This window comes from Nocardioides flavescens, from assembly GCF_009823805.1.
GTDB lineage: Bacteria > Actinomycetota > Actinomycetes > Propionibacteriales > Nocardioidaceae > Nocardioides > Nocardioides flavescens.
The window spans coordinates 104,972-118,481 of sequence record NZ_WUEK01000003.1 but is presented as its reverse complement, the minus strand read 5'-3'; the positions used below and the strand labels follow the sequence as shown (position 1 = coordinate 118,481).

The 13,510-nt window shown below is 73.5% G+C and carries 9 protein-coding genes; 2 read left to right on the top strand and 7 right to left on the bottom strand.

What is annotated here, in order from left to right:
• Positions 1 to 164: 164 nt before the first annotated feature.
• Together GRQ65_RS05675 and GRQ65_RS05670 are read right to left on the bottom strand one after the other, a co-directional pair.
• Positions 165 to 2,372, bottom strand: coding sequence for a HelD family protein (locus GRQ65_RS05675; RefSeq protein WP_160876093.1), 2,208 nt, complete (start codon positions 2,370 to 2,372; stop codon positions 165 to 167).
• 122 nt (positions 2,373 to 2,494) lie between these two features.
• The gene (locus tag GRQ65_RS05670; protein WP_160876091.1) at positions 2,495 to 3,259 is read right to left on the bottom strand and encodes an enoyl-CoA hydratase family protein; all 765 of its coding nucleotides are present in this window, start codon (positions 3,257 to 3,259) and stop codon (positions 2,495 to 2,497) included.
• A gap of 165 nt (positions 3,260 to 3,424) precedes the next feature.
• Here GRQ65_RS05670 and GRQ65_RS05665 point away from each other — a divergent pair, with 165 nt between their 5' ends.
• Positions 3,425 to 4,891: a phospholipase D-like domain-containing protein gene (locus tag GRQ65_RS05665; RefSeq protein WP_160876089.1), complete on the top strand. Its 1,467-nt coding sequence runs from the start codon at positions 3,425 to 3,427 to the stop codon at positions 4,889 to 4,891.
• A gap of 12 nt (positions 4,892 to 4,903) precedes the next feature.
• Here the strand turns inward: GRQ65_RS05665 and GRQ65_RS23835 are convergent, their stop codons facing one another.
• From GRQ65_RS23835 to GRQ65_RS05645, 4 genes are all read right to left on the bottom strand, one after another.
• On the bottom strand, positions 4,904 to 6,145 hold the full coding sequence (locus tag GRQ65_RS23835) for a D-arabinono-1,4-lactone oxidase (protein ID WP_160876087.1): 1,242 nt from the start codon (positions 6,143 to 6,145) through the stop codon (positions 4,904 to 4,906).
• 202 nt (positions 6,146 to 6,347) lie between these two features.
• Positions 6,348 to 7,781 (bottom strand): NAD(P)/FAD-dependent oxidoreductase, encoded by a 1,434-nt coding sequence (locus tag GRQ65_RS05655; RefSeq protein ID WP_160876085.1) that lies wholly within the window; start codon positions 7,779 to 7,781, stop codon positions 6,348 to 6,350.
• Positions 7,765 to 9,069, bottom strand: a complete 1,305-nt coding sequence (locus tag GRQ65_RS05650; protein ID WP_160876083.1) for an aspartate aminotransferase family protein — start codon at positions 9,067 to 9,069, stop codon at positions 7,765 to 7,767. Before GRQ65_RS05650 ends, GRQ65_RS05655 begins: the two co-directional genes overlap by 17 nt.
• Positions 9,070 to 9,100: 31 nt before the next feature.
• On the bottom strand, positions 9,101 to 10,594 hold the full coding sequence (locus GRQ65_RS05645; RefSeq protein WP_160876081.1) for a CoA-acylating methylmalonate-semialdehyde dehydrogenase: 1,494 nt from the start codon (positions 10,592 to 10,594) through the stop codon (positions 9,101 to 9,103).
• Between the two features lie 81 nt (positions 10,595 to 10,675).
• Between GRQ65_RS05645 and GRQ65_RS05640 the strand changes: the two genes are divergently transcribed.
• A complete protein-coding gene (locus GRQ65_RS05640; protein WP_160876079.1) occupies positions 10,676 to 12,256 on the top strand; it encodes a PucR family transcriptional regulator ligand-binding domain-containing protein in 1,581 nt (526 codons plus the stop codon).
• 18 nt (positions 12,257 to 12,274) lie between these two features.
• Here GRQ65_RS05640 and GRQ65_RS05635 read toward each other — a convergent pair whose 3' ends face one another.
• Entirely contained in the window at positions 12,275 to 13,474 is a 1,200-nt protein-coding gene (locus tag GRQ65_RS05635; protein ID WP_237447790.1) for an NHL repeat-containing protein, read from the bottom strand.
• Positions 13,475 to 13,510: the final 36 nt, after the last annotated feature.

Genomic DNA, 13,510 nt, shown 5'->3' with positions numbered 1-13,510 from the left:
GTACGCGACCGTCGGCCCGGGACCCGCTTCGTCGGCTCGGGCCCGCTCGCCGCACCGGGCGGCGCCGATTCGGGCGGCGGTGCCCCCGCAACCTTCCCGAGCCGCCAGAAGGTTGCTCAGGCACCGCTCCCCCGGCCCCGCACGTCGTGCGCAGGGGCCGGAGCTCAGGAGACGGTGGTGAGCAGCTGGGTGGCGCGGGTGAGCACGACGTAGAGCGTCGCGCGGCCGGTCTGCGACTCGGCCTCGATCTCCTCGGGGCGCACGACGACGATCGCGTCGAACTCCAGGCCCTTGGTGTCGAGGCCGGTCAGCACGACGACGCGGTCCTCGCCCGAGGGCGTCACCGAGGAGTCGACCGCGGCGCGGGCTCCGGGGGCGTCCTCGGCGAGCTCGGGCCAGGAGGCGAGCCAGGCGTTGGCCTCGGAGCGGCGGGCGACCGGGACGACGATGCCGACGGTGCCGCCGACCTGCCCGGCGACGTCGAGGACGGCCTCGCGGGTCGCGGCCTCGAGGTCGGCGACCCCGGTGACCACGCGGGGCTCGACGCCGGTCGAGCGGACGGCGGTCGGCAGGTCGGCGTCGAGACCGACGCGGCGGGCGTACGCCGCAGCGTGGGCGTAGATCTCAGAGGAGTTGCGGTAGTTGGTCGAGAGGTGGAACTCGTGGCGCTCCTTGCCCTCGAGCGCCGCCGCGCGGGCCTCGGCGGCCTCGGCGGCGTCGGGCCACGAGGACTGGGCCGGGTCGCCCACGATCGTCCAGGAGGCGGTGCGGCCACGGCGGCCGACCATGCGCCACTGCATCGGCGTGAGGTCCTGCGCCTCGTCGATGAGCACGTGGGCGAACGGGTCGTCCTCGATGCGGTGCGTCGGGGGCTTCCAGGCCGGGCCGGAGGAGAACTCGCGGTCGCTGGCCGTCAGCAGCTCCTGCACGTCGTGGCCGCCGGTGAGCAGGGAGGTGTCGTCCAGGTCGCGCTCGTCGTCGGTGCGGGCCGGGACGTCGCCGAGGGCGTAGCGCAGCTCGTCGACGAGCGGCACGTCCTGCACCGAGAGGTCCCCCGCGGCCCCCGAGCCGCTCCAGGACTTCAGCAGCAGCCGCTGCTCCTCGCCGCTCAGCACGCCGTCGGACACCCGGGCGAGCAGCTCGGGGTCGCGCAGCCAGCCCAGCACCGTGGGCGCGTCGAGCGGCGGCCACCAGGCGAGCACGAAGTCGAGGAAGCCGTCGTCGGAGAGCAGGTCCTCCTCGAAGGCCTCGCGGCCGCGGTCGACGCCGCGCTCGCCGCGGACCTGGCGCCACAGCGCGTCGAGGAGGGCGCCGGCGACGCGGGGCAGCTGACGGTTGCGACGGCCCTGCGACATCAGCTGGCGGCGGACCCGGCCGAGCACGCCCTTGTCGAGCGTGAGCACGTCGTCGCGGTAGAAGACGCGGAAGTGCTCGGGGCTGCCGGGCGCCTGCAGCCGCGCGGCGCGGCGTACGACGGTGGCCATCCGCGCCGAGCCCTTGACGTCGGCGACGGCGGGCTCGTCGTGGCGGGTGGTGCGCAGGCCGTCGACGACCTCGCCCAGCGAGCGCAGCGCGACGGCCGTCTCGCCGAGGCTGGGGAGCACGCGCTCGATGTAGCGCATGAAGACGCCGCTCGGGCCGACGACGAGCACGCCGCCGCTCTCGTAGCGGCGCCGGTCGTTGTAGAGCAGGTAGGCGACGCGGTGCAGCGCCACCACCGTCTTGCCGGTGCCGGGACCGCCGCTGATCGCGGTGACGCCCCGACTGGGGGCGCGGATCGCGCGGTCCTGCTCGGCCTGGATGGTCGCGACGATCGAGTGCATCGTGCGGTCGCGGGCCCGCGACAGCTGCGCCATGAGCGCGCCCTCACCGATGATCGGCAGCTCGACGCCCTGCTCCTCGAGCTCGGCGAGCGCCTCGGCGTCGAGCAGCTCGTCCTCGACGCCGGTGACCGTCGGCCCGGCCGAGCGCAGCACGCGGCGGCGCACGACGCGCTGCGGGTCGGCGGCCGTGGCCTGGTAGAACACCGCGGCCGCGGGGGCGCGCCAGTCGATGAGCAGCGAGTCGCGCTCGGAGTCGCGCAGACCGATGCGGCCGACGTAGCGCGGCTGGGCGTCGAGCTCGTGGCGCAGGTCGAGGCGGCCGAAGACCAGCCCCTCGTGTGCCGCGTCGAGCTGGGCGATGCGGCGCGCGGCCTGGAAGACCATCGCGTCGCGCTCGACCAGCCCGCCCTCGTGACCGAGGTGGGCGCGCTCGTGACCCTCGCGCGCGAGCCGCTTCGCGGCGCTCGCGGAGGCCTCCAGCTGCACGTAGACCCGGTCCACGAACGCCTGCTCGCGCTCGATCTCGCGCTCGACCAGCTCGTCAGTCAACGGCGATCCCCTCGGCCCCTGCGTCCTTCGTGTCCACTCGCCGCCCTGGCGACGAAGCCCTCAAGACTAACGTCTCAGGGGCCACCGACACTGATCGGCGACGGACCCGGCGCGCGACCGGCTCAGCGCCCGCGGCTGAGGAACGCGAGCATCGCGTCCTTGGCCTCCTGCGAGCCGAACAGCCGCGCGCTGAGCGTCGCCATCTCCTCGGCGCCGGCGTCGAGGCGGGCGAGCAGCGGGGCTGCGAGCAGTGCCTTGGTCTCCCGCAGCCCCTGCGGGGCCCCCGTCGCGAGCTCGCCGACCACCCGGGTCACCTCGCCCTCGAGCCGGTCGGCGGGCACCGCGAGGGTGACGAGACCCGCCCGCGCCGCCTCGGGGCCGGTGAACTTCGCCCCGCTCAGGAAGGTGTACGCCGCCGCGCGGCTCGTCAGCCGCTCCAGCACCGTCAGGGAGATGACGGCCGGGGCGAGGCCGAGCTTGACCTCGGTGAGCGCGAAGTCGGCCTCCTCCGCGGCGACCACGACGTCGGAGGCCGCGACGATGCCGATGCCGCCGGCCCGGACCGGTCCGGCGAGCACCGTGACGACCGGCTTGGCGAGCGCGACGATCTGGCGCTGCATGCGCACCATCGCCCGGGCGCCCTCCTCCATCCCGACCGTGCTCGCCTCCGACAGGTCGGCGCCGGAGCAGAAGACGCGGCCGCTGGAGCGCAGCACGACGACCCGCACCTCGGGGTCGGCCTCCGCGGCCTCCAGCCGCTCGAACAGCTCGCGCACCAGCTGCTGGGACAGCGCGTTGCGGTTGTGCGGGCTGTCGAGCGTCACCGTCGCGACGCCGTCGGCGGTCTCGAGGTGGACGAGCTCGGAGCCGGGTCCGTTGTCGGTCATGACGGCCATGATGTCGCCATGGCGGTCGACGAGGAACGGGTGAGCGCCGACGCCGGGAGCCGGATGACCCGCGCTCACAGGGAGCGAGCGCACAATGTCGCTCCCGGCGGCGAACCTCCGGGGCCCCAGGTGCGTCAGAGATGCGTCTGGTCCGAAGAGTTTGGGGTGCACACGTTGAAGAAGGTCCTCGCCACGACGGCGTCGTTCGTCGTCCTCGCGCTGGGAGGCCAGCTGCTGGCCGCCGGCGCCACCACCGCGGCGCCCGCGCCGCAGCAGGCCACCGTGGCTCCCGCGGCGAGCACGTCACCTGCCCAGAAGAGCGTCGCTCGGGAGTCCGTCGCCCAGAAGGGCCGCTACCGGGTGCCCGAGGGCGCCTTCTTCAACAACCCGCGCGGCGGCTGGCCCGCACGGCTGCGCATCGAGCGGCAGGTCGTCGACGCGATCGACAACACCAAGCGCGGCTCGGCGATCCACATCGCGCTCTACTCGTTCGACCGCATCCCGGTCGCGCGCCGGCTCATCGCCGCTCGCGACCGCGGGGTCAAGGTGCAGATCCTGCTCAACGACCACCAGGACACCAAGGCGATGAAGCTGCTGCGGGCCCGCCTCGGCAGCAACCGCACCAAGGCCAACTTCATCTACAAGTGCAAGTCCGGCTGCCGCACCGACCAGCCCAAGCGCCTGCTGCACTCGAAGTTCTACCTGTTCAGCAAGACCGGCGGGTCAAAGGACGCCGTCTTCGTCGGCTCGCACAACCTCACGATGAACGCCGCCAAGCACCAGTGGAACGACCTGTTCCTCACCGCCGGCGACGCCGCTCTCTACAACGGCTACCTCGCGCTGTTCGAGGACATGACCGTCGACTACGACACCGCGCAGCCGCCGTTCCCGACGTTCTGCGGGGCCCCGGCGAGCAGCATCGGCGGCAACGCGTGCGACGACTCGCGCGACTGGGGCACGACCGTGACCTTCCCGCGCCTGGTCGGGCCCAAGAACGACCCGATCGTCAACATCCTCAACAAGGTCCAGTGCATCACCGTGCTGCCCGACGGCACCCGTCAGCGCACCAAGCTCGCGGTCAACATGCACACGATCCGCGGCAACCGCGGTGACTACCTCGCCGACGCCTACGTGCAGAAGTTCGCCCAGGGCTGCCAGGCGCGGTTCAGCTTCGGCCTGGTCGGCTTCAACACCAAGGGCCACCTGGCCCGCAAGACCCCGCGCGGGCGGATGCCGCTGCGCTCGACGAGCTTCGACTACCACCCCGACTCGAGCCCGGTGAAGAACCCCGACGGCAAGCTCGACCTGAGCCTGGACTACTACTCGCACCAGAAGTTCATCATCATCCAGGGCAACTACAACGGCGACCCCAACGCCAACCTGGTCTTCACCGGCTCCTCCAACTGGGGCGCCCTCGGCGCCTACAACGACGAGGTCCTCGCCGCCTTCCAAGGCAAGAAGGTCGCCCGTCAGTACATGCGCCAGTTCGACTTCGAGTGGCGCCCGGGCAACTCGCGCAACGCCTACACCACGACGTACACCAAGTTCCGCGGAGAGCCCGAGGTGACCGTGCGACCCGAGTTCGTCTGGCACAAGGGCGTCGACTACGGCCCGCACTGGGAGGACGACTGAGCCTCAGCCGGCTCAGCCGTCGAGGAGCGCGTCGAGCAGGTCGTTGCGGAAGCGCCGGTCGGGGTCCCAGGCCCCGACCAGCGCTCCCCACTCCTCGATCCGGGGGTACGCCGCGCGCAGGTCGCGCGGTGAGCAGGCGAACTGCTTGCCCCAGTGGGGCCGTGCACCGAGCGGCAGCAGCGCGGCCTCGACCACCGGCAGCAGCTCGGCCAGCTCGTCGGGCAGTCGCTGCCAGGTGAAGTGCAGCGCGACGCTGTCGCGCCCGCCCGACGGGCTCAGCCAGGCGTCGTCGGCGGCGACGTGGCGGATCTCGGCCACGGCGAGGAGCGGGTCGAGCCGGTCGGCGAGTCCCCGCAGGGCCTCGATCGCCTCGACGGCCCGGGCGGCGTCGAGGAGGTACTCCGACTGGATCTCGGAGCCGAAGCGCGGGCAGAAGCCGGGGTGCAGGTGCGGCAGCCGCTCGTGGGAGGGGCCGGGCACCCCGAGCTGAGGCGTGACGTCCTGGGTGCCCGAGGCCGGCAGCGGGTGCCGGGTCTCGGTGGCGGGCCGGGCGCCGAGGTCGCGCAGGTCGAGGGCCTCGGGATCGCCGACCCGGTGCTTGCGCCACACCTGGGTGACGCCCCGGTCGTCGTAGCGGGTGAAGAGGCTGGCGCTGTAGGCGCTCGCCGCGACCGCGTCGAGGTGCGGGAGGAGTGCGTCCCAGGCGAGGTCCTCGTGCACGGTCTGGGTCATCTCGAACGCCGGCACGACGCGCACGGTGACGCGGTGGACGACGCCGAAGGCCCCGAGGCCGACGCTCAGCGCGTCGAACCCCGGGTCGTCGCGTCCCACCGTGCGCAGCTCACCGCGGCCGTCGACGAGCTCGAGACGAGTGACGTGGGCGGCGAGCGCGGGCTGCCGGACCCCGGAGCCGTGCGCACCGGTCTGCGCGGCCCCGACCACGCCGAGATGGGGCGAGGAGCAGAGGTTGGGCAGGGCCAGCCCGTGGTCGGCCAGCGCGTTCGCCAGCTCGGCATGTGTGGTCGCGGCGTCGCAGGTGACCTCGGTGCGGTCCGGCGAGACCTCGAGGTGGCGGGGCATCGCGTCCAGCAGCACGTGGGTCCCGGTCGTGTCGCCGACCCGGTTGAAGGAGTGCCGGGTGCCGAGCGCCCGCACCCGCTCGGCTCCGACCACGACCGCGCGGAGCTCGTCGAGGTCGTGCGGCCGCGCCACCTCGGTCGAGGAGAACGACACGGTGTGCGACCAGTTGCGCACGCCCGCCCCCCGGTCGCTCGTCGTACGGCGCCACGCTGCGTCGTGCGCTCGAACCTAGCCGGTCCAGACCGCCCCCGTCCGGTAGTCACCGACGTTTCGGGGGCCTGAGAGGGCTCTCAGCCCCCTGGAACGTCGGTGAGTACCGGCCGAACGTCGGTGACTACCGCCCCGGAGGGGCCAGACAGAAGGCTGAGGACGTGTCCTAGGAGTCGAAGCCGAGGCCCACGGCGTCGAGGGTGCGGAGCCAGGCGTTGCGACGACCCTGACGGTGGTCGGCGCGGTCGAGGGACCAGCGGGTGAGGTCGATGCCGACGGCGGCGAGCGGCTCCGGCGGGAACGGCACCGGCGGTCGGCGCACCATCTCGAGCCGCGTGCGGGGAGTCGAGGCCCCGGAGAGCCGGTCGAGCATCACCTCGGCCGCGAAGCGGGTGGCACCGACCCCGAGCCCGGTGAAGCCGGCGGCGTAAGCGACCCGGCCGCGCATGGCGAGGCCGTGGAACGCCGAGAACCGGGTCGAGGTGTCGATGGCGCCGGCCCAGCGGTGGCTGAACCGGATGCCCTCGAGCTGCGGGAACGCCGCGAGGAAGTGCGAGGCGAGGCGGCGGAAGCTCTCCGGCCGCTCCTCGTACGCCGCCCGCACGCGCCCGCCGCGGTGGTAGACCGCGTCGTAGCCGCCCCACAGGATGCGACCGTCGGCGCTGAGGCGGGAGTAGTGGAACTGGTTGGCCAGGTCGCCGAGCCCCTGACGGTGCTCCCAGCCGATGGCGGCGCGCTGCTCGGCGGTGAGCGGCTCGGTCATGAGCACGTAGTCGTAGACCGGCACGGTCAGCAGCCGGGTGCGGCGCAGCAGCGAGGGAAAGACGTTGGTGGCCAGTGCGACGTGGTCGGCGCGCACGGTGGCGCGGTCGGTGTGCAGCGTGACGGGCCCTCGTGCGGGGGCGTCGAGACCGGTCACCCGGGTGTGCTCGTGCACCTCCACGCCGAGCTCGGAGGCGACCCGCGCGAGCTCGTGGGCGAGCCGGGCCGGGTGGACGAGGGCGCAGCCGTCGCGGTCCCACGACCCGGCGAGGAACAGCGGGCTGTCGATCTCGGCGCGCACCGCGTCGTGGTCGAGGAAGCCCGCGTCGCCCTCGATCCAGGGCACCTGGTGCGTCTCGACCGCGGCGGACAGCACGCCGGTGCGCTCGAAGTCGCAGTCGAGCCCGAGGTCGCGGACGTCGGCCTCGAGGGCGTCGAGGTTGTCGTGCCCGAGCCGCTCCAGCTCGTCGTACTCCTCTGGCCAGCGGCGCCGCCCGTTCTCCTCGCCGTGAGTGATGCTGGCCTCGACGAAGCCGCCGTTGCGACCCGAGGCGGCCCAGCCGACGGTGCCTGCCTCGAGCACGACGACGCGGCGGCCCGGGTCGCGGCGCTTGGCGAGCACCGCGGTCCACAGCCCGCAGTAGCCCCCGCCGACGACGGCGAGGTCGGTGGTGACCGTCCCGGTCAGCGGCGCGTACGCCGGCCCGCGGGCGTCCTCGAGCCAGAACACCGCCGGCCGCGAGCCCGCCAGGGCGGCGTCGACCGCGGCGGCCGGCGGGGCGTGCCGCTCGTAGGCCGTGGGGCGGAGGGCTGAGCGGCGCTCAGGCGACGTGCGCATCCCCGGCCTTCAGCGCCTCGTCGAGGATGGCGAGCCCCTCGCGGGCCTCGTCGTCGCTCATCGTGCACGGCGGCACGACGTGGATGCGGTTGGTGTTGGCGAACGGCAGCAGCCCGGAGCCCTTGGCCGCCGAGACCACGTCGGCGAGCTGGGCGGGCGACAGCATCGCCTTGGACCCGGGGTCGGTGACCAGGTCGAGCGCCCAGAAGGCACCCACGCCGCGGACGTCGCCGACGCACGGGTGGCGCTCGGCGAGCTCGGCGAGGCCGGGGCCGAGGACGTCGCGGCCGAGGCGGGCGGCGTTCTCGACGATGCCCTCGTCGCGCATCGTCTCGATGGTGGCGACCGCGGCCGCGCAGGCCAGCGGGTGGCCGGAGTAGGTGAGGCCGCCGGGGTAGGGCCGGTGGTCGAAGGTCGCCGCGATCCGGTCACTGATCACGACGCCGCCGAGCGGGACGTAGCCGGAGTTGACGCCCTTGGCGAAGGTGATGAGGTCGGGCACGACGCCGAACAGGTCGAGGGCGAACCACGCACCGGCGCGACCGAAGCCGGCCATCACCTCGTCGAGCACCATGACGATGCCGTGCTCGTCGCACAGCGCGCGGACGCCGGCGAGGTAGCCCGGCGGCGGGGCGAAGATGCCGGCGGTGCCGGGGATCGACTCGAGGATGATCGCCGCGATCGTCGCGGGGCCCTCGGCCTCGATGGTGCGACGCAGGTGGGCCAGCGCGCGCTCCGACTCCTCCTCCTCGCTCGTGGAGTGGAACTCCGAGCGGTAGAGGAACGGCCCGAAGAAGTGGACCGTGCCGCTGGTGGCGGTGTCGTTGGGCCAGCGCCGCGGGTCGCCGGTGACGTTGATGGCCGTCTCGGTGCCGCCGTGGTAGCTGCGGTAGGCCGAGAGCACCTTGTGGCGGCCGGTGTGCAGGCGCGCCATCCGGATCGCGTGCTCGTTGGCGTCGGCGCCGCCGTTGGTGAAGAAGACCTTCTCGAAGCCGTCGGGGGCCAGGCCCGCGATCAGCTCGGCCGCACGCGAGCGCTCGGCGTTCGCGAACTGCGGCGCGACGGTGCACAGCCGTCCCGCCTGCTCCTGGATCGCCGCGACCACCCGCGGGTGCTGGTGGCCGATGTTGGTGAAGACCAGCTGGCTGGAGAAGTCGAGGTAGCGGCGGTCCTCGTCGTCCCAGACGTAGGACCCGCGCGCCGCCGAGATGACCATCGGGCTGATCTCGGCCTGGGCGGACCAGGAGTGGAAGACGTGCTGGCGGTCGAGCTCGTAGGCGGTGCTCATCTCGTGCTCCTCGCGGTTCGTCGTACGCCGGTCAGTGGTTGCGCGGGAAGGCCAGCTCGAGGCCGCCGGCGGTCGCGGGGTCGGGCCAGCGGGTGGTGACGACCTTGCCGCGGGTGAAGAAGTGGACGCCCTCGGTGCCGTGGGCGTGCGTGTCGCCGAAGAGCGAGGCCTTCCAGCCGCCGAAGGAGTAGTAGGCCATCGGCACGGGGATCGGCACGTTGACGCCGATCATGCCGACCTGCACGTCGGTCTCGAACTCGCGGGCCGCACCGCCGTTGCTGGTGAAGATCGCGGTGCCGTTGCCGTACTTGTTGGCGTTGATCAGCTCGAGGGCCTCTGCGTAGGTCTCGGCGCGCACGACGCTCAGCACGGGGCCGAAGATCTCGTCGGTGTAGATGCTCATCGTCGGGGTGACGTGGTCGAAGAGGGTGGGGCCGAGCCAGAAGCCGTCGGCGGCACCGTCGGCCCGGACCTCGCGGCCGTCGATGACGAGCGTCGCACCCTCGGTCTCGCCGGCGTCGACGTAGCCCGCGACCTTGTCGCGGTGGACCTTCGTGACGAGGGGGCCCATGTCGGTGTCCTTGGCGCCGTCGCCGATCTGGAGCGTGCGGGTGCGCTCGGCGATCTTGTCCACCAGCGTGTCACCGGTGTCGCCGACGGCGACCACGACGCTGATCGCCATGCAGCGCTCGCCGGCCGAGCCGTAGCCCGCGCTGACGGCGGCGTCGGCGGCGAGGTCGAGGTCGGCGTCGGGGAGGACGACCATGTGGTTCTTGGCGCCGCCGAGGGCCTGCACGCGCTTGCCGGCGCGGCTCCCGCGCTCGTAGACGTACTCCGCGATCGGGGTCGAGCCGACGAAGCTGATCGCCGCCACGTCGGGGTGGTCGAGCAGGCCGTCGACGGCGACCTTGTCGCCCTGCAGCACGGTGAAGACGCCGTCGGGCAGCCCGGCCTCCTGCCACAGCTCGGCCATCCAGATCGCGGCCGACGGGTCCTTCTCGCTGGGCTTGAGGACGACCGCGTTGCCCGCGGCGATCGCAATGGGGAAGAACCACATCGGGACCATCGCCGGGAAGTTGAACGGGCTGATGATGCCCACGACGCCGAGCGGCTGACGGATGCTCTTCACGTCGACGCCGGTCGAGACCTGCGGGGAGTTGCCGCCCTTGAGCAGGTGCGGGATGCCGCACGCGAACTCCACGACCTCCTGGCCGCGCGAGACCTCGCCGAGGGCGTCGGAGCGCACCTTGCCGTGCTCGGCGGTGATGATCGCGGCGAGCTCCTCCTTGCGGGAGTTGAGCAGCTCGCGGAAGCGGAAGACGACCTGCGTGCGTGCGCTCACCGAGGTGCGGGCCCAGTCGAGACCGGCCTTCTTCGCCGAGGCGACGGCGGCGTCGACGTCCTGCGGCGAGGCGAACGCGACCTGGGCGCTGACCTCACCGGTCGCCGGGTTGGTCACGTCGCCGACGCGGTCGCCGCTGCCGGGGTGGGCCTTGCCGTCGATCCAGTGCGCGATGGTCTGCATGCACCCATCCTCCTCCCGTCGTACGCCGAGCGCGAGGGACGACCTGTCACCCGTGCGGTCCTGCGTGCGACGATGTGTCGCGTGCCGGTGACCGTCCGCGAAGCGCTGGCCCTGCCCGTGCTGTCGGCGGGCGACCCGGTGGTGCTGAGCGGCGGCGACGGACTCGACGCCGAACTCCGGTGGGTGCACGTCTCGGAGGTGCGCGACATCGGCTCGGTGCTCGCCGGTGACGAGCTCGTGCTGACCACGGGTCTCGGGATGGCCTCCTCACCCGAGGCCGCCGACGACTTCGTGCGTCAGCTCGTCGAGGTCGGCGCCGCGGGCCTGGTCATCGAGCTGAGCGCGGCCTACCCGTCGGTGCCGGAGTCGGCCCTGCGCCGGGCCCGCGCGGCCGGGCTGCCCGTCGTCGCCCTCAACCGCGGCGTCCGCTTCGTCGAGGTGACCGAGCTGCTGCACCGCGCGATCGCGGCCGAGCAGCTCGAGGAGGTGAGGTTCGCCGGGGAGGTGCACCAGCGCTTCACCGAGCTCAGCCTGGACCGGGCGCCGATGGCCCGCCTCGTCGAGGCCGCCGCCGACCTCGCCCGCGGCTCGGTCGTGCTCGAGGACCTCTCGCGCCGCGTGCTGGTCAGCGCCGCCCGCGGCGAGCCGGTCGACCGGCTGCTCGTCGACTGGGAGCGCCGGTCCCGCCTGACGGCGTACGGCCGGGCGACGGAGCGGAGCGGTCCCGAGGGCTGGCTGTGCACGCCGGTCGGCATCCAGGGCGGGGCGTGGGGTCGGCTGGTGCTGACGCGGGTGCCCGACGAGGCCCGCGCGCGGCTCGTGCTGGAGCGCACCGCGCAGGCCCTCGAGCTCGGCCGGATGATCGAGCGCGACACGACCGCGCTGCAGCTGCGCGTGCACGGCGGGGTGCTGCTCGACCTGCTCGACGACCGGCTCGGCCCCGAGGCGGTGGCCGGAGCCCGGCTGCACGCGCTCGGCCTGCCCGACTCCCCGGCGTACGTCGGTGCGGTGGCGCGGCTGCGCACCGAGCCCCCGGGCGACGCAGGCGCCGCCCAGCGCCGGGTGGTCGAGCTGAGCGAGCAGGTGGTGGCCGCGCTCGACGGTCTGGCCGGCCTGGTCGGCGTGCTGGACGCCGGTCACGTCGGCCTGCTGGTGACCGACGACGCGGCACTCGACCAGGTCGCCCGCTCCCTGAGCGCTCGCGAGCCCGACGCCGTGCTGGCCGCCGGCCAGCCGGTGACCCGTGTGCTGGCCGCGGCGACGTCGCTGCGCTCGGCCCGCGCCATCGCAGGCGTCGCCGCCACGATGGCCGTCGGGACGACGGCGCACGGCTGCGTGCGCCAGGCCGACATCCGCCTGGCCGGGCTGCTCATGTCGTTGCGCGAGGACGCGCGGCTGCAGGAGTTCGCGGAGGCCGAGCTGGGCCGGCTCCTCGAGCACGAGGCGCGCTACGGCGGCGGCCTCGTCGACCTGCTGCGCCACTTCCTGGCCGTGGGCGGCAACGTCACCGAGCTGGCCCGGGTCGCCCACCGCAACCGCACCTCGCTCTACCCGGCGCTGCGCCGCCTCGAGGAGCTGGTGGGCCACCCCCTCGACGACCCGTCCTCACGACTGTCGCTCGGGGTCGCGCTGCTGGCCTACGATCAGAGCCGCGAGCTCTGACGGAGACCCACGGCATCTTCAGCCGCGGCGCCAGCCGATCTCGAAGGCCCGCGTGATGCGCCCGGAGGTCGAACCGATGACCTTGACCCGACGTACGCCGTCGAGCCGCGACGGCAGCGTGATCCGCACCGAGACGGTGCCGTCGGGGGCGACCGTGCCGCGAGAGCGGGTCCGGCCGCGCAGCCGGATCTCGTAGGCCTCCCCCGGGACCAGGTGCTCGGCGCGCACCACGATGACCCCGAGGCGGACCCTCGCCTTCGCCGTCGTGACGACCGGGCTCAGCCAGGACGTCGGCGTCGGGTCGGGCCCGGGCCGCGGGTCGGGGGTGGGGTTCGGCAGCGGTGTCACAGCGGGCCGCGCCGGTCGCGTGGCCACGGTCCCGACGAGACCGCCGCCGCCCTGCCAGCGGAGCACCGGAGCGACCGACGTCCCGGCGGTAACCTCGTAGAGGTCGGGCCCGGCACCGGCGTAGACGTTGCCGGCAGCGTCGACACCGGGGCCGAAGACGATGGAGGGGAGCGGGACGGAGCTCAGGGTCGCACCGGTGCTCACGTCGATGTGGAGCAGCTGCGGGGTGTAGGTCTCGGCGACCCACACGCTGGAGTCGGGCGCGACGGCCACACCAGACCAGATCCGCGTGGTCGTCGCCACCACCCGCGTGGGTCCTCCCCCGGCGGGGACCTCGACGAGGTCGCTCCCGCCCGACAGTCGCCGGGTGAGCAGCAGGTCGCCGTCGGCCTCCACGGCGACCGCGACCGGGGTGACACCGGACTGGCCCGGCACCATGGTGGTGACCGCGCGGCTGCCGGCGGCGATCCTGGAGACCGTTCCCGCACCCTGGTCGACGACATGGAGGTCGCCCGATCGGTCCGCCGTGAGGTACTGCGCGTTCAGGAAGCCGGTCGCGATCGCCGTGGGCGTGGTCCCACCCTCGTCGAGCGCGTACACCGTGTCGTAGCCACTCCAGTAGACGGTGCCGGCCGGGTCGAGAGCGAGACCGGGGGACAGGCTGGGCCCGCTGGCGACCGTTGCCTCAATGCCCGTCGCGCTGAGGGTGCGCACGCTGTAGCCACCGCCGGGGTCTGTCGTGACGAAGGCGAGGTCGGCGCTCGGGTTGCTGGTGGCCGCGGCGACGGCCGGCGGGGTCGAGCCGAGGGTGCTGACAGCCACGACGGCTGCCGTGAGGAGTGCGGAGAGCCGCACCGGACGCAGGTTCACAGGATTCCTCGGGGGCTCTGGGGGTGTCCCACCACA

What these genes read in the sequence shown, in the direction of transcription:
- GRQ65_RS05670 (WP_160876091.1), bottom strand. Translation starts at nt 3,259, where the DNA reads ATGACCGACAACGGACCCGGCTCCGAGCTCGTCCACCTCGAGACCGCC.
- GRQ65_RS05655 (WP_160876085.1), bottom strand. Translation starts at nt 7,781, where the DNA reads ATGCGCACGTCGCCTGAGCGCCGCTCAGCCCTCCGCCCCACGGCCTAC.
- GRQ65_RS05650 (WP_160876083.1), bottom strand. Translation starts at nt 9,069, where the DNA reads ATGAGCACCGCCTACGAGCTCGACCGCCAGCACGTCTTCCACTCCTGG.
- GRQ65_RS05645 (WP_160876081.1), bottom strand. Translation starts at nt 10,594, where the DNA reads ATGCAGACCATCGCGCACTGGATCGACGGCAAGGCCCACCCCGGCAGC.